Raw genomic sequence first — 21,106 nt, 5'->3', positions numbered from 1 at the left:
TAAATTCATGTTTAAAAACATCTCAAAATAGATCGTACTAAAAGATTGGTATTGCTGTTTTTACAAAGCCTAAGAACCCATGTATTCCAACAAGCTTAAGGCAGAAAACAAAGAGATATATTGGGTGGGAGCAGTAGTTTGATTGTAAGCGTCAAGAGCGAGCTTGAGTTTTTTTAGCGCTATGCTCATCTGATTTTCTACAGTTTTAGGAGAAACATCTAACAACTGTGCTACTTCTTTATAAGTCAATTCATCTTCGCGCACCATACGAAATATTGTCCTACACCTTTCAGGAAGCTCTTCTATAGCTTTTTGAAGATAGGTGTTAAGCTCACGGGCAATCAACATTTGATCAGGTTCAAGGTAGTCAATACGGTTACTTTCAGAAGGGCTGTTTGCGTACAAACTATAAACTGCTTTCATCTCTTTTTTCAGGTAGCTTAAAGCCTGATTTTTAACTGCACGAAACAGATAAAACTCTAAAGTTTCTATTGCAACAAGCTTCGTTCTGTTGTTCCAGAGTTTGATAAATACGTCTGACACTACTTCTTCGCAAGCTACATCAGATTTTAAGTAATGATATGCGAGCCGGTAGAGGCGCGGATAATAGCTGTCAAACAATGCTTTGAAGGCACGAGAGTCTCCTGTAGAAATGGCTAGTTTTAGGTTTGTAGCTTCGGACGAGGCCAAAATATTTTGCTTTAATTTACTATCAAGCTAGCACTAATATTTCATTTACGCAAACACTTAAAATAGTGCAAACACTTATTTATATAAAGCCTACACTTACGTATTAGTATTAAATAATTGCTAAGGGTTCTAGATTAAGCTATATACGTTAAGCTACGGGCATTGTAAATTTGATATTTAACATATGTAATAGAGAAAAAAACATCAGTTATAGTTGCAGGGTAATTTTCTCCAACAAGAAATTCACATTTTCACTCTGTTTGCAAAAAAAAAGCTGCCTAAGAATAAGCAGCTTTTTGAATATGAATACATTTCAGGTTTACTTAGCCAGTACACCAGCAGATTTTTTGTTCATCTTGCTCCAGACTTTAAATAGCAGTACTGAAGAGACTATAGATAAAGAAGTGAAAACTATGGCCAATGTAGAGTTACTATAGAGCCATTGTCCGGTAGCAAAAAGTGCACTATATACAGCGATAACCCCAAGTACCATACAAAGAATGCCCTGAGGCACGTCCCATCCTCTTTCCTGCTCAATAGTATCACCTTCCATGTCGGCATCGTCCAGTACTTTTTTCCAACCGGGTCCGCCAGGGTGTACCAGACGGTAGAAATTTCTTAAAGTCTTCTTGTCTGTAGGTGGTGTAAGTAAGGTGACTACAACCCAACCTATGGTAGTAATGCCCACACCTAGCAATAGTTTACCTCCGGTGCTGGGTAACTCCATTCCGGTCAGGGGATGGATAAACTCCAGGTATAAGGCTACCATAAATGAAATGATCATAGCAGCCAACTCGCTGTATGCATTAATTCTCCACCAGAACCAACGGAGGATAAATATAAGCCCTGTACCTGCACCAATTTGCAGTAATATATCAAATGCCTGCAAGGCATTTCTTAGCAATAGAGCGAATAGTCCCGTAGCAATCAGAAGGCATATGGTTGAAATTCTTCCTACGTTTACTAATTGTTTCTCAGTAGCTTCAGGGTTTACAAAACGCTGATAAAAGTCGTTTACCACATAAGAAGATCCCCAGTTTATCTGGGTAGAAATGGTAGACATGAAAGCTGCAATTAGCGACGCTACTACCAGGCCTAAAAAGCCAGTGGGTAAAAAGCTCAACATGGCAGGGTAGGCAAAGTCATGATGAATGATGGAAGGGTCTATTCCAGGAAAAGCCTCACGCATTGACTCAATAGTAGGGAATACAATAAGTGATGCAAGAGCCACTAAAATCCAGGGCCAGGGACGCAAAGCATAATGAGCAGCATTAAAGAAAAGAGTAGCTCCAACGGCTCCTTTTTCATTTTTAGCAGAAAGCATTCGCTGTGCAATGTATCCGCCACCACCCGGCTCAGCTCCCGGATACCATACGCTCCACCATTGTACAGCTATTGGCAATACTAATAAAGTGATTACCATATCTGTATTAGAGAAGTCGGGTAGAATATTCATTTTAGGCACTACATTTTCGTGCGTTACCAATACATCCAAACTACCTACCTGCGGCAGGTTAATAAGAATAATGGCTGCACCAATCGTACCGATCATGGAAATTATAAACTGAAAAAAGTCAGTAAGAAGAATACCCTTAAGGCCACCTATAGTACTGTATACTCCGGTGATAGTCAGCAGAACTAATAATGTCTGCCAGGCCTCCCAATTGAGCATTACTGCACCAATTTTGATAACCGCCAAGGATACCGAAGCCATAACCATGATATTGAAAAATACACCAAGATACAATGCTCTGAAACCTCTGAGAAATGCTGCCATTTTACCGCTGTAGCGTAGTTCGTAAAACTCCAGGTCGGTAGTAACATTTGAACGTCTCCAAAGCTTAGCATATACAAAGACCGTTAGCATACCTGTAAGTAGAAAAGCCCACCAGGCCCAGTTACCGGCAACTCCATTCTGACGAACTATATCTGTAACCAGATTTGGTGTGTCACAAGAGAAGGTAGTAGCTACCATAGATACCCCTAGCAGCCACCAGGGCATGTTTCGCCCGGATAAGAAGTAATTTGCGACGCTTTTCCCCGCAGTACGTGCCGCATATATTCCAATTAGTAGTGAGATGATAAAGAACCCAATGATAATGGTCCAATCAAGCGTGCCTAAGATCATTATGTTTAGTTTGATGAAAGTTTAGAATTTACAAATAAAGGCTTTTTCATGGTATATACATTATGGATAGCCTATCTTTTCATATTTGTATAACAGGAAAAAGTGTCAGCTCACTCTACCGCCAACGTTTATTTTGCCAAAGCCTGATGATACAGTTTATCTACTATATGCTGCATCTCTTCATGTTTATCTTCCATCTTTTGAACGAGACGAAACTGTGACCGGGCTCTTTCCAAATTGTGTTCGGGATGCTTAATTTTGTAGTACACATCACCAGAGATATAATCGGTAAGAAACCTTAGCCCCATAATAAAAGTCATGTATTGCGCAGCATAGCTAAGACGGCTTACTTCTAGAGGGGTAAGTATAGGCGCGGTCTGTTCCAGATAAGCCGCTGTAAAAGCTTCGTACAATGAGAGCTGAATGTCAATTTTATCCAGTACCGGTTCATCTTCTTCGCTTGTGCTAATAATGGTACGCACAGCATCGCCAAAGTCATACCATACCACACCCGGCATAACGGTATCCAGATCAATCACACAGATCGCTTTCTGGCTATGCTGATCCAGAAGCACATTGTTAAATTTGGTATCATTATGAGTAATGCGGATAGGTACTTTCTGCTGGGCTACCTGCTGATAAAGAGCTAGCATGGCAACTTTTCTCTGCTCGGCAAAGTTGATTTCTTTATTTACGGAAGGTCTTCTGCCCACAGGGTCTGATGCAATCGCATTCTCGAAATTTTTGAAGCGAAAAGCCATATTATGAAAATCAGGAATAGTCTCACAAACTCTTTCGACGTCTATATCTTCAATTAAATTTTGAAACTTTCCGAAAGCGTAGCCTGCTTCGTGTGCCTGTCCTTCAGTTTTTACAAGATCGTACGAGATGCTATTTGGTACAAATGACTGCACACGCCAAAAATTACCCCTATTATCCTCATAAAATAGTTTGCCTTCTGTGCTGGGTATAAGATGAACGGTGGTAAACTGTGTATCTTCCTGGCTAAGCTTTTCTGCCAGATGAGTAGTAACAACATGCATGTTTTGCATAAGTCCTTCCACATTCCGAAACACATGGTGATTAATACGTTGGAGTAGGTATCGCTTTACACCCTCAATTTGATGATGGGCTTCTATAAGGTAAGTATCGTTGATATGACCGGAACCGAAGGTTTTATAATTTACTACTTCGGCTCCGATATCAAATTTACTGATGATGTCTTTCATGGAGCGGTCACAACTTAGGTATGCAATACTCAGACTAAGGGTATTAAGCCCATAAATTGTCTGGGTACACACCTTCTTCTACCAGCTTTTCAAGTTTCTGCTGGGCTACTTCTTTATCTTCTTTATAAGTTACTCCAAACCATTTGTCCGCAGTTCTAAGCACTTTCACTTTGGCCTGTCCGGTTTGTATAATTTCATTGACGACTGAAGGCAAGAAAAATTCTTTCTTAAGATCGTTGATATTTTCTTTAATAAAAACATCAAAAGACGCCTTAAACTGTTTAAAGGCTTCGGGGGCAAATCCCATTAAATTCATAGAAGCTACTTCCTCCCCACTAAGTTCTACTTCCTGCTCCCCTTCTTTATATACAACTTTATCGTTATCTGTAAGGTAAATATGTGTTCTTTCCTTTACGCTCTCCAGGTACTCTTTATCATCTACCTGACAGATGCCTCGTGACACATAACCATGCTCTGACAAAGTATTTCTCAGACGATAACCTACCAGGCAATGCTCCACTTTATCCAAATTTGAAAGGAAGTCTGCCATGATTTGAAAGGATCTGTACCCGTAGTAATCATCCGCATTGATTACGGCAAAAGGCTCATTAATTTTTTCCGCTGCTACCAGTACCGCATGACCTGTTCCCCAGGGTTTCGTACGTTCTTCGGGAAGAGAAACACCTTCGGGCAGGCGATCCAGTTCCTGTAGTACATAATCCAATTCTATTTTACCAGCAAACTTTTTAAAAAACACTTCAGTAAATTCAGCTTCAATAGATTTTCTGATTACAAAAACGACTTTACCGAATCCTGCTCTTATGGCATCGTATATAGAGTAGTCTATAATGGTTTCACCTGACGGGCCAAACTTATCAAGTTGTTTTAAACTTCCGTAGCGGCTACCCATGCCCGCTGCAAGTACTAATAGAGTTGGTTTCATGAAAAAATTATTAGTTTCTTAAATGTCAAAGCTATATAAATTTCTATTTGCTATGCAATTCAAACTAAAATTAAGCCAGATATAGTTTTTTCTACTGTACTTTAAGAAGATGAAACCTAAACATATAAAGATTATAAACCTACATTTCCCTCTTCTAACACCGGAATACGAAATTTTTCTATATGAGCCGTAGTGTGTTCTTTCTTAAGTATCGCCTGTGCTTTTTTTACTAGCTCAGGATGCTGATCGGCTACATTTTTAGTTTCCTGCGGATCTTCTGCCAGATTATATAACTCCAGCGTAGGCTCTTCAAATAAATTGTTCTGTATAAACTTCCATTCACCCATACGAATGGCTAGCTGCCCTCCATAAGCAGGAAACTCCCAATAAAGGAATTCATGTTTTGTCTGCTGCTCTTTTCCCTGCAATGTGGCAAAGAAGCTAATACCGTCGGTATCGGCAGGTACAGATCTACCTCCGACTTCGCATAGCGTTGGAAGCACATCGTAAAAAGCTGATACGTGCTCAGAGCTTGTTCCCGCAGGGATCTGTGCCGGCCATGAGGCAATCATAGGTACACGAATGCCACCTTCGTATACATAGCCTTTTCCTCTTCCTTTTTCGCTATTAAAAGGTCCACCGCTATTAAACCAGGGTGACTCTGTTCCACCATTAAAAGAAGGGCCATTGTCGGAAGTAAAGATAATGAGGGTGTTTTCATAGATGCCCAAATCTTTGAGCTGCTGTACTAACTTACCTACATTTTCGTCCAGATAAGAAATCATAGCCGCATAAGCTGCCTTGGGGTTTGGATGTGGATAATAAGAACGATCGCCCAGGTATGGTTCTTCTTCACCAAACTTCTCTACGTAATAATCTACCCAACGCTGCGGTGCCTGCAAGGGCATATGTGGAATAGGGCTTGCCCAGTAAAAAAAGAAGGGCTCATTCTGGTGTTGATCTACAAACTGGCTAAGCTTGTCAAACATCAGCTCTGGTGCATACTCATTTAAGGTAAACCTGGCATAAGAAGCAGGGTCTGAGGGGTCTGCGCCCTGTGCAAGCTTAATGCTCGGTGGCACAGTGTCATTATTTAAATGCACTCTATTTTCGTTTTCGTAAAGATGTAGAGGGTAATAAGTATGAGCCTGACGCTGGCAGTTGTAACCAAAAAAATAATCAAAACCTTTAGTTGTAGGCAAGGATGAAGTATGTGGTGCTCCCAGACCCCATTTGCCAGTCATTCCTGTGACATAGCCAGCTTCTTTAAGCAATTGCGCAATAGTAGTGGTAGTATCAGGTAAGGGCCTCTGGCCTTCCAATGTAGAGTCTTTTGCCATGGCGGTATAGCTCCATACCTCCCCCCTCTCTCTCCACTCATCATTACCTCTGATATAGGCATGTCCCATGTGCTTGCCGGTAAGTAACACACAGCGGGATGGGGCACAAACCGGCGCTCCGGCATAATGCTGGGTAAAGCGCATTCCCTCCTGAGCGAGCGCATCCAGATGAGGCGTTTCTATTTTTTTCTGTCCATAGCTACCTAAATCACCATAGCCTAGATCGTCGGCAAGTATGTATATTATATTAGGTTTCTGAGAGTTAGTTTCTGTGGCTTCTTCCTCGGCATTAGACTGACATGAAAGGAAGATTAGTGAAAGTAAAAGTACAGATAGGCTGCTTATAAGGTTGTTCATATGTATGCTCTAAAGATGGAGTCTCAAATTAATGAGCTTATTCCAATCCACAAAATGCATAATAGCGTAGTTAAACAATTTAGTTAACATTATGAAAGTATGAGTAGGCAAATAAAAAAAGCAATTGCCTATGCAATTGCTTTTTTTGGTTCAGATCTCATCTATGCTTGATGCATAAGTAAGATAGTACTTTTGTGTTAAGCCATCGTGAAGCTGATGTTAAGTCTGAACTAAATCTAACAGTTTGTTCTTGCTATTATGCCTTTTGATGGTTGGTGTTGAAGATGATGGTAAAACAAGTGCCTTTGTCAACTGTACTGTCTACAGAAATTTTAGCACCATGCGCATGAACGATATTCTGAGTAGACGTTAAGCCCAGTCCCATACCGCCTTTTTTTCCGGTATGGAAAGCATCAAACAATCGCCCCAACTCATCTTCGGGTATACCGTACCCATTATCACAAATTTGAACCGCCTGCTTATTTGCTATTTTCTTAGTTTTTAGCGTAACCACGCCCCTTTTTGGCTCTACGGCTTCTATCGCATTGGTAATAATGTTAAGAAAAGCCATGCTCAGTTTTTCTTCGTCCAGTGGAAAAGCCTCCAGGTTCTGGTCATATAGCTTTACTACTTTAATTTCCTGTAACTTGAGCCTGTCATTGGCGTGTCTGAGAGAGGATTCCAGCACATTGTTCAGCGAGGCTGTTTTAAGATTAAGATTGGAGGGTTTGGAAGATTTTAACATCTGGGTAATCAGCTGATTAATCCGTTTGGTATTTCGCTTAATTATTTCCAGATAAATCTCGTTGGTATCGTCCTCATCATTTTCAAAAGAGAACTGCTCAAGCGCCAGATTGATGTTAGTGAGCGGGTTACGAACCTCATGAGCTATACTTCTGGCAATATTACCAGTCATAATCAGCTTTTCCAGTTGAATAAGCTCTAGTTGAATTTTCTTTTTTTCAGAAATATCTTCTATTATTCCCTGATACCCCAGCAACTTTTGGTCGGTACCTGTAAGCTGGGTGATAGACAGGTTACAATTATGCTCTCTCCCTTTTTTATCTTTAAGTACAATCTCCATATCCCTCACATAACCTTCATTTTTTATGCGCTGTTGAAAAGTGTACTGCTCTTTCTCTTTGGCAAAAAAGACAGAAAGATTTAGTGATTGTATTTCTTCCAGTTTGTAGCCAAACATACTTAGCATGACCGGATTGGCATCCATAATTGTTTGCTCACTATCGGTAATAAAAATAGCGTTTAATGCCTGCTGAAAGAGAGCACGATATTTAGTCTCCTGCTCGTATAACTTTTGAACCGCATGAGCATTACTTAGTGCGTAGCGAATACTTCTTTCTACACTCTGGGCATCTATAGCATCTTTTACCAGATAGTCAGCCGCACCAATCTGCATAGCTTTGAAATCAATCTCCGGCTCTCCCTGCCCGGTCAGCATAATTACCGGCCTGCCAGGTTGGTAAGAAACTGCTTCTTTTAGCAGTTCCAAACCATTACTTTCACCAAGGCGAAAGTCTATCAGATATACATCGTAAGACTGTTCCGCTATGAGTTGTTGCGCTTTTTGGTAGTTGGGCTCCCAGTCTACTTTAAACAGACTCGTTTTTATATCAGAGAGAAAGTCATTAACAATGACAAAATCATCCTCATCATCATCAATTACCAATATGTTTATAGTCTCGCCCAGCATTTCGTTTGTCATTCAAACTTATCATTAGGTAATACCACAATCCCAAACCAGTATTTTCCAATAGCTCTGGCTACCTCTACCAAATCTTCAAATGTTACAGGTTTAGTAATGAATGAGCTGATACCCAAGTCATAGCTTTTCAAAATATCTTCCTCGGCTTTGGAGGTTGTTAGCACGATGATGGGTATACGGCGAAGTTTAGGGTCGGCCTTTATTTCTGTAAGTGCTTCTCTACCATCTTTTTTAGGCATATTTAAATCCAGAAGGATCAGACCTGGGCGTGGAGCATTCTCTTCGCTATATTTTCCTCTCTGATGTAGATAATCCATAAGCTCTTCTCCATCTTCCACAAAATGCAGATCATTGGCTAACTTATTCTCCATAAGGGCCTCCTTAGTCAGCATTCTATCATCCGGATCATCATCTGCCATCAGAATCGTGATCGTTTTAATATTCGTGTCAGCCATATATTATTGTGTATTAATTTAAATTGTTGGTTGTACCTGTGGTAAACTTACTATGAAGGTAGCACCTTCACCTAAAGTACTTTTAGCATCTATGGTGCCGGAGTGTGCCTCTACTATTTTTCTGCAAATAGCCAGGCCTATGCCGGTACCTTCATACTCGTTTCGGCCATGAAGCCTCTGGAAAATATTGAATATTTTACCAAGATATTTTTCGTCAAAGCCGATACCATTATCTTTTACATAGATCTGGTATTGTGTTTCTTCCGGTTCGTTTCCTTCCTGAGTTTCGTACCAGATGCTTACCTTAGGTGAAGCATCTTTTTTGGTAAACTTAATAGCGTTACTAATCAGATTTGTGAACAATTGCTCTAACATACCTGCATCACCCTCCAGGCTAGGTAGCTCCTGTACGTCTATCTCAGCTTGGCTGTCTTCAATTCTGGACTCCAGATCTCCCAATACACTTTGTATAACTTTAGACAGCTCAACCTCCTGAAAAGCCTCCTGAAAACGACCTACACGAGAGTATTTGAGCAAATCGTCTATCAGCTTTTGCATACGACTCGCAGCGTTTTGCATACGGTTGATATAGTCCTGGGCCGTTTCATCTAGCTGAGCACTATACTTTGTTTTGAGCCTGTCGCCAAAAGCACGAATTTTACGAAGCGGCTCCTGCAAATCGTGAGAAGCTACATAAGCAAACTGCTCAAGGCTCTGATTAGCATTCTCCAGCTCATAAATTTTGTTTCTTAACTCTCCACTGGAAATGTTAAAAATGCCAATATCTTCAGTAAGAATAAGGGTAGAAAATATTTGCCCTTTGTCATCTTTCATGGGAATGGTGTGCACTCTGTAAAGCACATCGTCCTGGTCATATTCTGCTTTGGAGCTTTCACCCTCTAACCCTAATCTAATAAGAGGCAGGATTTTCTTCTGATACTCTGGTGGTAAAAAATCTTTTAAGCTTTTCTCTTCTTCCAGAGGCTTTTCGTACCCAAATACTTTAAAAGGTTTGCCTTCTGATAGTACCACGTTCATTTTAGTATCTATCAGGATAGCATCCGTATAGGGTAAGCTTTTCAGAAGACTACGATAAAGGCTTTCGCTCCGGCTTTCTTCTGACACCACTGCCATAAATCCAGAAATGTCGTCAAACTGAACAAGAAGATGAGATTCAATTTTGTGGGCAGATACCTTATAACACTTTTGTACGCCTTCTTCGCTATAGTAAAGCTCTGTCTGATAAGGATCACCACCAGTCATTACCTTTTTGTACGCTTTCAGATAATCGCTATAATCTACATTTCCAGGCGTAGCCAGAAAAAGGGTACCCAGTAGTTCCTGACGCTTATGCCCCATCAGCTCTTCAGCACGCTGATTGATATAGGTATATTCAAAATCAATAATTTCCTGAGAGTTGTCGTATTTAGGTGTAAAAAGGACAATACCTTCACCGGTATTGTCCAAGATTTTTTTAGTGATAGGATCTGAGAAAGAAAAAGTACTATTCATATAGTATATAGCTCAAAAAATTAAATGGATTATAAATCTATATTATAGGATTTCATTTTGTTGTAGAGTGTTTTCCTATCAATGTTTAGTACGTCTGCAGCTTTGGTTTTATTGTAACCGGTCTTTTCTAATACACTGATAATTGCCTCTCGCTCAGCTATTTTAGATACAGACTTAAGATTAGCTGGCTCGTCAGGAGAAGCTCCTCCACCCCCTGCTACCGGCTCGGACTGTTCAAAGTAAACCGGAGATTTAATCTCCTCAGGAAGACATTCCAAAGTAATCATATCGGTTTGGGCCAGAAGCACAGATCGCTTTACCACATTGTATAGCTCTCTCAGGTTACCATGCCAGTAGTAATCTTTCATTTTAGCCAGTACCTCCGGGTCAAAGTCTTTTACATCTTTGCCCAGTTCATTGTTGGCATTAACGAGGAAGTGGCGGGCAAATACTTTGATATCTGTACTACGCTCTCTTAAGGGAGCGAGGCCAATTTTAAATTCGTTGAAACGGTGATATAAATCTTCTCTAAATTCACCTTTTTTTACTGCTTCTACCAGGTTTTCATTAGTAGCTACGATCAGGCGCACGTCTATAGGAATATCCTTTGTACCTCCAATCTTTTTGATCCTTCTCTCCTGAATAACACGCAAAAGCTTCACCTGATTCTCGTAAGAAAGGTTACCTATTTCATCCAAAAAGAGCGTACCTCCATTGGCGGTTTCAAAGCTACCTTCTTTATCGTTTAGCGCACCGGTAAATGCCCCTTTTACGTGACCAAAAAGCTCGCTTCCTGCCAGATCTTTAGGCAATGCACCACAATCTATTGCTATAAAAGGTGCTGATTTTCTCTTACTTAGGTTATGAATTTCGTTGGCTACAAACTCTTTACCTGTTCCGGTTTCACCCTGAATAATTACCGACATATCGGTAGGAGCAATCAGTCTAATGTGCTTCATTACCTGATTGGCCTGAGGGCTATCTCCGATAATAAATTTCTTCTCCTTAGGCTTTTTGGGCTTATTCTGATTCTTTTTGCTATTAAGCGCCTGCTCAATAGTCATCAGAATCTCATCTGGATATAGGGGCTTGGTTACATAGTCGTAAGCGCCCAGTTTGATAGCCTGTACGGCTACCTTAACATCCGAGTAACCGGTAATTACCAGAAGTGCAGCTTCTGGGTTGATCACCTTAATTTTTTGAATTAGCTCTAAGCCATTAAGGTCAGGTAGTTTAAAATCACATAGTACAAGGTCACACTTATGAGATTTAAGTATATCTATAGCAGTAGCACTGTCTGATGCGGTTTTGGTTTCGTAACCTTTTTTGGAAAGAAACTTATCCAGCAACAGACGAATGTCCTGATCATCGTCAACAATAAGTATTTTTTTAGCCATTAAGCAGCAAAATAGTAAGTAAAAGTAGGTTTAATTTACAATAAATTGAGACAATTATGTAAAGTTACGGAAACAAAAAAAGAGATAAAATCTCTTTCTACCCTGAAGCAAATTTAAGCATATCTATTTTACCAAGTGCTTCATTTATTTTGGCTTTGTTGAAAGGCTTGTCAATAAAGTAGTCTATGCCTTCTACTTCAGACTGTATCTGCTTGAGCATTCCGTCATGAGCACTGATCATGATAATTTTGGCGCGAGGGAGGCGCTTTTTGATGAGAGGTACCAAATGATACCCTAAGCCATCAGGTAGGTTCAGATCTAAAAATACAAGATCGTACTGATTTTGATTAAACTTGCCCAGGGCTTCTTCTATTGTATAGGCCTGATCGGGGATATACCCCATTTGTTTAAGCAATGCTGAAAGTAAAAAGCAAATTTCTTTTTCGTCATCTAGTATAAGAATTTTCTTGCCTTTCATTATAAATGGATACTCAATATCTGGATACATAAAACGCGACCATAAACTTTCCCAAAAAATGAACCGATGTAATAACTAAATAAAGTCTTCACTTCATATTTAGTACTAAAAATATTATGGCAACGCTCAATAATAGGATAAAAACGTAAAGATAGGCTTTATTTCAATAAACAGAGGTATTATGTTGTGATAAATAAACAATATAAAATTGAAATATTCACATACCACACTTTATCTTTTGTAAGATATGCGACAATATTCCACAAAATTTGTGGAAAAAAATCATCATTACCCTAAAAATTATTAATGCCACTTTGAGCTTTGTACGGACATACACAGCTAAATGTTATGAATATACTTTATCCAGTCGCCTCCTTTAATTTTTTGCAGACGACTAACCTCCTGATCAAATTTAACATAGGTATAACACGCTTCTGACTCTAAAAAGATAAACTTGTACAAATTATTAGCTATATCTTCTAAAATGTGTAAATCATTAAGCAGTTCAGGATTTACTTCGTATACTTCGCCTACTACATACTCATCTGGCTGAGCCTGAACCATAAATGGATACTCCTGAGCGTAGTCATACAGCGCATAGCCATATATTTTTTTTCTATGTTCCACGCAGCGTGCCTGCGCTATAATATGATGGTTTGTACCTCTTTGCCGTAAAGTTCCGTACACAAAAACGTTGTAATTCATCTGATAATTTAAACCTAAATGCATGTTCTCTACTTTAGATAGTAATTTTGCCGAGAACTCTTTAAAACCTATGCACAAAAAGAAAAGCTGTCTGTTTATCATCAATCCAATCTCAGGCTTAGGCAAACAAAAGATAATGCCTGAGCTGATAGATAAATTTCTGGACAAGCAAAAATATACTTTTGAGATTAGTTTTACCGAATATGCTGGGCACGCACCAAAAATTACCGCCCAACATAAAGATGAATTTGATGTAGTAGTAGCTGTGGGTGGTGACGGAACCGTAAACGAAGTTGCTACTGCCCTTGTAGACACGGAGACCTGTATGGGTGTGATACCGTTAGGTTCTGGAAACGGATTCGCCCGTTACCTGGATATCTCTACCCAGGCTGCCCGCGCCATACAGCAGTTGAATGATAGCTACGCACAGAAGTTTGATACTGGCCTGCTTAATGATAAGCCATTCTTCAATGTATCAGGAGTAGGTTTTGACGGACAGATAAGTAAGACTTTTGCCGAGCAGCTCAAACGTGGATACATGACCTATGCTCGCTGTGTGGTAGAAGAATTTCAAACTTATACCCCTAAAAAATTTCGTTATGAAGTTGAGGGTAAAACAATAGAAGAAGACTATTTTTTAATTGCTTTTGCCAATACTACCCAGTATGGTAACAATGCTATAATCGCACCCCATGCAACGGCCAACGACGGACTGCTGGATATTGTCTTAATAAGTCCATTCCCTCCTATACACCTGCCAACCTTTACAATGATGGCCCTATTTAAAAGCTTACATCGCTCACCCTATGTTAAAATTATAAGAGCTGATAAGTTTAGCCTGGAGAATGAAGAGCAGGCACCTATCCATATAGATGGAGAATACCTTTGCGATGATCGCTGGATAAACATACGTACCAAGCCCGGCAGCCTGAAAGTAATGACTCCTATTAAGTGATTGTTATGCCAACAATGCTTGCCTTCTCAAAACTTCACCTCCTGTTAACAATGCTTTAAACATCAGTTAACCTACCTTTTAAGTTTTCTTAATTACTTTATGTAATTAAAAAGTAACGAATTGAAGGTAAAGCTTAGCGTATATTTCTGGTACTATTCTCAGATAGCATATTCACATACTACAGTTATACTTTTAGCCACTGTAGATGAGCAGCCTTCTCCCTCTTCTAACCAAGCCACACTTTCACAAGACCTTGCTAGTAACTATACCGTCTTAATAAAACATACATATGTCTGCAAAAAAAAGAGCTGTAGAGGTAGTCGTTATCTCCGACGTACACCTCGGGACCTATGGCTGCAATGCTAAAGAATTGCAAAAATACCTAAAGAGCATTCAACCTAAAATTCTTGTCCTCAACGGCGATATCGTTGATATCTGGCAGTTTAGCAAGCGTTACTTTCCTACTACCCACATGAAAATCATCAAACAGGTTTTCAGTATGGCTTCCAAGGGCACACAGGTCTATTACATAACGGGTAATCACGACGAAATGCTACGTAAGTTTGAAGGCTTTACGATGGGCACACTTACCATAGAAAATAAACTGGTGCTGGAGTTAGATGGAAAAAAAGCCTGGATTTTTCATGGAGATGTATTTGACATTACAATGAAGCACTCTAAATGGCTGGCCAAACTGGGCGCTATTGGCTATGACACTCTAATACTGCTAAACGCGATGGTTAATTTCTGCTCTGAAAAACTAGGCAAGGGCAAAGTATCTTTCAGTAAGAAAATTAAAAATAGCGTGAAAGGAGCCGTTAAGTTTATTGATGACTTTGAGAATACAGCTGCTGAAATTGCCATTTCTAATGGTTACGATTATGTGGTGTGTGGGCACATCCACAACCCAGAAATGCGCCAGATCAAGCGAGAAGAAGGAGAAGTAACCTACCTGAACAGTGGCGACTGGATAGAAAACCTGACTGCACTGGAGTATAACAACCGCCGCTGGACACTCTATAAATACAATGAGGACACTAAGCTTAAGAACCATAATGACATGGCTGATGAGGACGATAAGAGCATGGACATAGGCATTTTATATACCAATTTACTACAGGAATTTCAATTGAAGAAGGCATGAAAGTACTTTATGCGATACAGGGTACGGGCAATGGACACGTAAGCAGAGCAAGAGACATTGTACCTTTGCTACAGCAAAAAGTTGATCTGGATATACTTATCAGTGGTATACAGGCTGATGTGAGTTTACCCTATCCTGTTACCTACCAAATGCGCGGCATGAGCTTTATTTTTGGCAAATCTGGTGGTGTGGATATACTAGAGACATACCGCCGAACCAATACCTGCCAACTCTGGAAAGACATACACCATTTTCCGGTAGAGAAATACGACCTGATTATTAATGACTTTGAACCGGTAACCGCCTGGGCATCTCAAATTAAAAAGAAGCCTTGCATCAGTTTGAGCCACCAGAGTGCAATACTGGCCCCTCATTCTCCTCAGCCCAAAAAAGGGGATGCTTTCGGAAAAATGATATTGAAGCGCTATGCTCCGGCAGCCATGCAGTATGGTTTCCACTTTGCCGCCTTTGATGACAATATTTTTACACCGGTTATCCGAAAAGAAATTCGTAATGCCGAAGTAAAAAATAAAGGACATTATACTGTTTACCTACCCTCCTACGATGACGAAAAGCTCATCAAAAGACTAAAAAAAATCAGTGATGTAAAATGGCACGTATTTTCTAAGCACACCAAGCAAAAACACAAAGTCAAAAATATCCGAATTAAGCCCATCAATAATGAAAGTTTCATTAAAAGTCTGGCAAGTAGCGAGGGTATTCTTTGTGGGGCTGGTTTTGAAACTCCGGCTGAAGCCCTCTATCTTAACAAGAAACTGATGGTAATTCCTATGAAGAACCAGTTTGAGCAACATTGCAATGCTGCTGCGCTTGAGACTCTGGGTATACCGGTTTTAAAAAATCTTAAAAAGAAACAATTACCAAAAATTGAAGATTGGGTATCTGGAGGACGATCTTTAGAGATCCACTATCCAGATATTACCGAAGAAATAATTGATATGGTGCTTTCTAAACATTTAGCACTGCACCCTCATTCTAAAAGCTTATAAATTGCGCGCACAAGACTTTGGAGATGCATTCCACTGGGGGGTATCTTCTGCAGCTTACCAAACTGAAGGTGCTTACAATACAGACGGTAAGGGACCATCCATCTGGGACGATTTTGTAAGACAAAAAGGTAAAATATATCAGAATCAGCATGCTAATGTAGCCTGTGATTTTTATCACCGCTACCCGGAAGACCTACAGATTATTAATCAGCTGGGAATTAAGAATTTCCGTTTTTCAATTGCATGGTCTAGAATATTACCTCAGGGCAGCGGACAGGTTAATCAAAAAGGTATTGATTTTTACAAGAAGCTGATTGAGCAATGTCTGGAAAAAAGCATTACGCCCTGGGTAACTCTTTATCACTGGGATCTACCGCTAGCACTAAGCCATAAGGGTGGCTGGAAAAATCGCGATATCATTCACTGGTTTAGCGAGTATGTAGAATTATGCGCACGGGAGTTTGGTGATATGGTCAAATACTGGATGGTACTTAATGAGCCACTTGTGTTTACAGGAGCTGGGTATTTTTTGGGTGTACATGCCCCTGGAGAAAAGGGCTTGATTCCATTTTTGTCGTCGGTACATCATGCAGCACTTTGCCAGGCTGAAGGAGGTAGAATACTGAGGTCACTCTGCCCACAGGCAGAAATAGGCACTACTTTTTCCTGCTCTCCTGTGGAGCCTTATCGTCCTACGCCTAAAGATATTAATGCAACTCATCGTACCGATGCCTTGCTCAATCGTCTTTTTATTGAGCCCGCTCTGGGCTTGGGTTATCCAACGGACTATTTTCATGCGCTGCACCGTATAGAGAGACATATGTACCCCGAAGACGAAAGCGCACTGGCGTTTGACTTTGACTTTATAGGCTTACAGAACTATACTCGGGAGATCATCAGGCACTCACTTTTTACCCCTTATATACATGCTCGCCACGTAGAGGCTACTAAGCGTAATGTACCTACAACATTAATGGGCTGGGAGGTATATCCTGAATCAATTTATCAGATTCTGAAGCTATTCCATGAGCGGTATGATTTGAAAAAGATTATTATTACTGAGAATGGAGCAGCTTTTAAAGACAGCTGGCATAAAGGCAGGATTAAAGACACGCCCCGAAGATATTATTTACAGCAGTATATAAGACAATGCCTAAGAGCTAAGCAGGAAGGTGTACCTTTAGCCGGATACTTTGCATGGACGCTCATGGACAATTTTGAATGGGCTGAGGGCTACAAGCCAACTTTTGGTCTGGTACATGTTGATTTTAGCTCTCAAAAACGCACGATTAAAGAATCCGGCTACTGGTATGGAAAATTTGTTAACGATCAGAAAAAAGTCAAAATCAGCACAAATAGCCTTTCAAAAAATTAATCAGGATTTTTCAGTTTTTTGGTAAACCTTTTTAAGATATGAGCTAATATTTTCGTGAAAATGCTGTTGTTCCCTGGCTTTATTTTTCCACTCATCCATTCTTAGCTTCCAGTACGAAGGTATTTTAGTCTCAGTAGTGTTCATAATTAAAAAATTGGTAGACAAAAAAAATAAAAAAATTTTGCGACTAATTCGCTAAAAAAATCAACTATTCATTAATACGCGAGAAGAATAGCCATTGTTTAGAAATTTTTTTGCCTGCTCCGCTTCAGTAAACAATTTCAGATGAAGACTACCAAACTTCTTTTTCGGATTTTCCAGCCACTCATGTTCAGAAATGAGGTAAAGATAAGATTCAGCTGAAGTTACCAAAGCAACTTTGCAAATGTTATTTGATAGGCCGGCATTGTGCATAGTGCAAGCTTTTTTAGACCACTTTCTTACAAAAGCAATAAATGCATTTGGGCTGATATCGGTGAAGTCGTCTTTATAAAACAACCAATTGTTGGTTTGGTGTATCATAGAGATATTCATAGCTATGTCCATGGTATCGTGATACAGTGCCGACGGACCCTGCCCGTTAAAATTAATTTCTACCGCCCTAAGAGATTTATTATACTCGGCGACCGCTAAACTATTGATGATTCTGTGCATATAAAATGTGTTGGTTATACTGCTGATTATCAAATTAATTGTACGGTTTTAGGAACTCTTAAAAAAATAGAAGTTAGATACAACTCGCAAGTGCAGCTACTTACAATGATCCCTAAAAAAAAACCCTTACACTTAATATACGATAAAAACTCTTAAAATGACAGTATAAATACGCTTATAAATGGCAATTTGTTCAGCTTTATTAGCAAATAAAATGAAGTTTTTAAGATTTTATTTTTTTGTGAAATAATTTCAATGAATCTTCATATATCACAAAATTGTAAATATTCAATTTGATAGCCGTTTTATTACAACATTTTGTGTATAGTAATTTTAAGTTGATATATTATTTATTTGATTAAATTAGCTGTGTATAAAGGTTGTTTTTAATAAATTTATATACTTTGACTATACAGCTATTCTATATGATTCTGTCGGGCAAAAAGTAGGTTAGGATTCAGCCTAAGATTATAACTTATTTTAGATAAGCGGAAACTATTTGTAAGACATATAATGAAGGGACGCTATATGTAGATACACTTATCCAACCTATAGCGTCCCTCAAATAAAATTGTCAATTAGAATCTAGAATTGATAACCCAGACTGACTAATAATATTCTTGATTCTCTCTTATATTCAAAGGTTTGGAGAAAGTCCTCTCCGTAATTTTCACCGGCAAACCTCCTCGTATCAAACACATCTCTTAAACTTACACTTAAATCAAGCTTATTATCCAGAAAGCCCCTTTGAAGACTTATATCTGTATAATAACGGGCTAAATCTCTACCCTGAGCTTCTATTTCTGGTGCAGTATAATTACCTGTAAGCTGGAAATCTATATTGTAAGGCAAGCTTAGGTCAGTAGTCAATTTAGCATTCCACGATACACCATCGTTATTAAAAGACTGATCTACATTAGTACCATCCACATTGGTTTGAAAAATTGAATAGCTCGCATTAACGCTCCACCATTCAAAAAGCTGAGAAGTAGTGATCAGCTCAAGTCCATAAGTCTGACTTGTATTTAGATTAGTGGGTTGGCGGTACGATATTCCATCTTCTATTCTAACAATATAGTCTACTTGACCATCTACATTGCGAAAAAAAGCATTCGTGGTAATATCTGCTCTTTCAAAGCTTACCATATGCCCAAATTCTAAAGAGTGAATAAATTCGGGCTGTAATTCGGGGTTTCCCAGCCTTACGTTGAGCGAATCTGAAATATCAGGAAACGGATTCAGACGCCATCCATTAGGGCGGTCTATCCTACGACTATAAGTAAACTTAAGTGAGTTGAGTTCATTAAGGGTATACAATGCCTGCAAACTTGGGAATAGATTTAAGTAGTTCTGCTCATTAGTTTCACCAGTGTTGTAAAGCTTGGTATCTACATAAGTTTGCTCTAAGCGAGAACCTACAGAAAACTCCAGGGCATCAAAGCTACGAGAGTAAATAGCATATAAAGCGTGTACCTGGTCTTTGTATAAAAAGCGATTGCTTACTTCTGTCTGATTGATCCACACTTCGCTTTGAGGATTGTATACTTCGTACAGATAATCATTGTCAAATGAACGAAAAGTTGATTTATAGCCCGCTTCCAGCTTGGCCTCACCCAGAGGTTGAACATAGTCTGCCTGGGCTACTACAGTTTGTCTTAATTCATCGTTAAAAGAACGTTCTTCACCATTGGGAGCCTCACCTTCAGGACGAATAGTACCGGAGTACACATCTATTTTTTGGTCTTCCAATTGATCGCGCATAGAGTGACTTATTGAAAACCTGAACTCTTTGCCATTCTGATCAAACAGTCGTTCATAGATAAGTGCATTGTCATACGAATAATTCTCTTCGCCTTCATTGTTTTGCCTTATGTATTCCAGCACTGTACTGTTGTTTAGCGTATTAAATACCCGAGTCTGGTTTTCATCAGAATCACTTTCAGTTTCCATATTAAAGGCGCCTTCGTAACTCAGTTTGTTTTTGCCTATAAAGTAGTCTCCTCCCAGATTAAGGGTATGTTCGCGATCATTTCTTTCACTATCACCTATTTGTTCTAATCTTCTGTTATCATCGTATGTATAACGCGTGGTCTGAGAATTTCCTACTCTGGGCCAAGAGCGGTAGCTATAGCCTCCGTATACATTAAAATCTTCACTTTTGTGGCTTAATCTCAGGTTGCTGCTTAAACGATAACGGGTTCCCATAGTGAGCTCCGCTTTACCACTGGTCCCCTGGTCCTGTCCTCTTTTCAGTTGTATATTAATAACCCCGCCAGCTCCTTCTGCATCGTATTTAGAATTGGGGTTGTTCACAATTTTTACCTGATCTATGGCGCTGGCAGGGATCTGCTCTAAATCAGATGCTAAGGCAGAATTACGGCCATCAATAAGCACATTAGTACCACTGCTCCCCCTTATGGTTACTGTACCATCCTGTCCTACATTTACCGAAGGTGTGTTTCTTAAGACATCCAGCAAGCTACCACCAACATTTGAAATTGTCTGATCGGGAGTAATACTTAATCCCTCCAGATCTGCCTGTACGGGTCTTCTAACTTCATTACTTTCTACTACTACCTCTTCCAGCTGGCGAGTATCTGATTGTAATTTTATACTACCCAGATTAAGCTTTTCGTTTTCTAACTGTATGTTTTTGACTCTCTTGTTCTCGTAGCCTACAAATATTATTTCCAGTACATATTGGCCTTCTTCAGCATTAATACTAAACTGACCATTTTCCTTGCTAATTCCGCCGGTGTAGGGCTTCTCACTACCAGGCTCATACAAGGCAACCTGCGCAAAAGGAACTGCATCGCCACTTTTTGCGTCCACAATTTTGCCTTGGATGGAATGTGTTTCCTGAGAAAATAATGGAGTTGACAGCAATGCGAAACAAAAAAGGAAAATAAAACGGTAGCTATACATGAAGATAGAGTTATATCAAAAAATTGTTTAACTAATTCTTATATATTGTTAAACGAAACCTACTCCATGCTGTTCAGAAATTGGTA

17 protein-coding genes are annotated in these 21,106 nt (G+C 39.5%); 4 read left to right on the top strand and 13 right to left on the bottom strand.

Annotation, left to right across the window (positions count from 1 at the left end; genetic code table 11):
- Window positions 1–69: 69 nt before the first annotated feature.
- From PZB74_RS16955 to PZB74_RS16905, 11 genes are all read right to left on the bottom strand, one after another.
- On the bottom strand, window positions 70–690 hold the full coding sequence (locus tag PZB74_RS16955) for an RNA polymerase sigma-70 factor (protein WP_302238266.1): 621 nt from the start codon (window positions 688–690) through the stop codon (window positions 70–72).
- Window positions 691–1,009: 319 nt separating this feature from the next.
- The gene (locus PZB74_RS16950) at window positions 1,010–2,818 is read right to left on the bottom strand and encodes a sodium:solute symporter family protein (RefSeq protein WP_302238264.1); all 1,809 of its coding nucleotides are present in this window, start codon (window positions 2,816–2,818) and stop codon (window positions 1,010–1,012) included.
- 128 nt (window positions 2,819–2,946) lie between these two features.
- The gene (locus PZB74_RS16945) at window positions 2,947–4,047 is read right to left on the bottom strand and encodes a phosphotransferase enzyme family protein (RefSeq protein WP_302238262.1); all 1,101 of its coding nucleotides are present in this window, start codon (window positions 4,045–4,047) and stop codon (window positions 2,947–2,949) included.
- Window positions 4,048–4,090: 43 nt separating this feature from the next.
- Window positions 4,091–4,990 (bottom strand): nucleotidyltransferase family protein, encoded by a 900-nt coding sequence (locus PZB74_RS16940; protein WP_302238260.1) that lies wholly within the window; start codon window positions 4,988–4,990, stop codon window positions 4,091–4,093.
- Window positions 4,991–5,121: 131 nt separating this feature from the next.
- Complete coding sequence (locus PZB74_RS16935) at window positions 5,122–6,687, bottom strand: arylsulfatase (protein WP_302238258.1); 1,566 nt, start codon at window positions 6,685–6,687, stop codon at window positions 5,122–5,124.
- A gap of 256 nt (window positions 6,688–6,943) precedes the next feature.
- A complete protein-coding gene (locus PZB74_RS16930; protein WP_302238256.1) occupies window positions 6,944–8,410 on the bottom strand; it encodes a hybrid sensor histidine kinase/response regulator in 1,467 nt (488 codons plus the stop codon).
- The gene (locus PZB74_RS16925) at window positions 8,407–8,865 is read right to left on the bottom strand and encodes a response regulator (protein ID WP_302238254.1); all 459 of its coding nucleotides are present in this window, start codon (window positions 8,863–8,865) and stop codon (window positions 8,407–8,409) included. Before PZB74_RS16925 ends, PZB74_RS16930 begins: the two co-directional genes overlap by 4 nt.
- 18 nt (window positions 8,866–8,883) lie before the next feature.
- Window positions 8,884–10,377 carry a PAS domain-containing sensor histidine kinase gene (locus PZB74_RS16920; RefSeq protein WP_302238251.1) on the bottom strand — a complete coding sequence of 498 codons (1,494 nt, stop codon included), beginning with the start codon at window positions 10,375–10,377 and terminating at the stop codon, window positions 8,884–8,886.
- A 29-nt stretch (window positions 10,378–10,406) separates the two neighbouring features.
- Window positions 10,407–11,774, bottom strand: a complete 1,368-nt coding sequence (locus tag PZB74_RS16915; RefSeq protein ID WP_302238249.1) for a sigma-54-dependent transcriptional regulator — start codon at window positions 11,772–11,774, stop codon at window positions 10,407–10,409.
- Window positions 11,775–11,871: 97 nt separating this feature from the next.
- Complete coding sequence (locus tag PZB74_RS16910; protein ID WP_302238247.1) at window positions 11,872–12,252, bottom strand: response regulator; 381 nt, start codon at window positions 12,250–12,252, stop codon at window positions 11,872–11,874.
- Between the two features lie 339 nt (window positions 12,253–12,591).
- Window positions 12,592–12,957: a gamma-glutamylcyclotransferase family protein gene (locus tag PZB74_RS16905; RefSeq protein WP_302238245.1), complete on the bottom strand. Its 366-nt coding sequence runs from the start codon at window positions 12,955–12,957 to the stop codon at window positions 12,592–12,594.
- Between the two features lie 22 nt (window positions 12,958–12,979).
- On the opposite strand from PZB74_RS16905, the gene PZB74_RS16900 reads away from it, so the two are divergent.
- The 4 genes from PZB74_RS16900 (at window position 12,980) to PZB74_RS16885 (ending at window position 17,441) form a co-directional block, all read left to right on the top strand.
- Window positions 12,980–13,912: a diacylglycerol/lipid kinase family protein gene (locus tag PZB74_RS16900; protein WP_302238244.1), complete on the top strand. Its 933-nt coding sequence runs from the start codon at window positions 12,980–12,982 to the stop codon at window positions 13,910–13,912.
- A 289-nt stretch (window positions 13,913–14,201) separates the two neighbouring features.
- Entirely contained in the window at window positions 14,202–15,056 is an 855-nt protein-coding gene (locus PZB74_RS16895; protein WP_302238242.1) for a UDP-2,3-diacylglucosamine diphosphatase, read from the top strand.
- Window positions 15,053–16,066, top strand: a complete 1,014-nt coding sequence (locus PZB74_RS16890; protein WP_302238241.1) for a glycosyltransferase family protein — start codon at window positions 15,053–15,055, stop codon at window positions 16,064–16,066. The genes PZB74_RS16895 and PZB74_RS16890 overlap by 4 nt, the downstream gene beginning before the upstream one ends.
- Before the next feature lies 1 nt (window position 16,067).
- Window positions 16,068–17,441, top strand: coding sequence for a GH1 family beta-glucosidase (locus tag PZB74_RS16885; RefSeq protein ID WP_302238239.1), 1,374 nt, complete (start codon window positions 16,068–16,070; stop codon window positions 17,439–17,441).
- Window positions 17,442–17,645: 204 nt separating this feature from the next.
- Here PZB74_RS16885 and PZB74_RS16880 read toward each other — a convergent pair whose 3' ends face one another.
- Window positions 17,646–18,095, bottom strand: a complete 450-nt coding sequence (locus PZB74_RS16880; protein WP_302238237.1) for a hypothetical protein — start codon at window positions 18,093–18,095, stop codon at window positions 17,646–17,648.
- Between the two features lie 585 nt (window positions 18,096–18,680).
- Complete coding sequence (locus PZB74_RS16875; protein WP_302238235.1) at window positions 18,681–21,020, bottom strand: TonB-dependent receptor; 2,340 nt, start codon at window positions 21,018–21,020, stop codon at window positions 18,681–18,683.
- Window positions 21,021–21,106 lie beyond the last annotated feature (86 nt).

Source organism: Porifericola rhodea (assembly GCF_030506305.1).
Lineage (GTDB): Bacteria > Bacteroidota > Bacteroidia > Cytophagales > Cyclobacteriaceae > Catalinimonas > Catalinimonas rhodea.
This window is presented reverse-complemented; position numbering and strand designations above follow the sequence as displayed.

Excerpts from the sequence above, each read along its gene's own strand:
- PZB74_RS16950 (WP_302238264.1), bottom strand. The coding sequence starts at position 2,818 with ATGATCTTAGGCACGCTTGATTGGACCATTATCATTGGGTTCTTTATC.
- PZB74_RS16945 (WP_302238262.1), bottom strand. The coding sequence starts at position 4,047 with ATGAAAGACATCATCAGTAAATTTGATATCGGAGCCGAAGTAGTAAAT.
- PZB74_RS16940 (WP_302238260.1), bottom strand. The coding sequence starts at position 4,990 with ATGAAACCAACTCTATTAGTACTTGCAGCGGGCATGGGTAGCCGCTAC.
- PZB74_RS16935 (WP_302238258.1), bottom strand. The coding sequence starts at position 6,687 with ATGAACAACCTTATAAGCAGCCTATCTGTACTTTTACTTTCACTAATC.
- PZB74_RS16930 (WP_302238256.1), bottom strand. The coding sequence starts at position 8,410 with ATGACAAACGAAATGCTGGGCGAGACTATAAACATATTGGTAATTGAT.
- PZB74_RS16925 (WP_302238254.1), bottom strand. The coding sequence starts at position 8,865 with ATGGCTGACACGAATATTAAAACGATCACGATTCTGATGGCAGATGAT.
- PZB74_RS16920 (WP_302238251.1), bottom strand. The coding sequence starts at position 10,377 with ATGAATAGTACTTTTTCTTTCTCAGATCCTATCACTAAAAAAATCTTG.
- PZB74_RS16915 (WP_302238249.1), bottom strand. The coding sequence starts at position 11,774 with ATGGCTAAAAAAATACTTATTGTTGACGATGATCAGGACATTCGTCTG.
- PZB74_RS16910 (WP_302238247.1), bottom strand. The coding sequence starts at position 12,252 with ATGAAAGGCAAGAAAATTCTTATACTAGATGACGAAAAAGAAATTTGC.
- PZB74_RS16905 (WP_302238245.1), bottom strand. The coding sequence starts at position 12,957 with ATGAATTACAACGTTTTTGTGTACGGAACTTTACGGCAAAGAGGTACA.
- PZB74_RS16900 (WP_302238244.1), top strand. The coding sequence starts at position 12,980 with ATGTTCTCTACTTTAGATAGTAATTTTGCCGAGAACTCTTTAAAACCT.
- PZB74_RS16895 (WP_302238242.1), top strand. The coding sequence starts at position 14,202 with ATGTCTGCAAAAAAAAGAGCTGTAGAGGTAGTCGTTATCTCCGACGTA.
- PZB74_RS16890 (WP_302238241.1), top strand. The coding sequence starts at position 15,053 with ATGAAAGTACTTTATGCGATACAGGGTACGGGCAATGGACACGTAAGC.
- PZB74_RS16880 (WP_302238237.1), bottom strand. The coding sequence starts at position 18,095 with ATGCACAGAATCATCAATAGTTTAGCGGTCGCCGAGTATAATAAATCT.
- PZB74_RS16875 (WP_302238235.1), bottom strand. The coding sequence starts at position 21,020 with ATGTATAGCTACCGTTTTATTTTCCTTTTTTGTTTCGCATTGCTGTCA.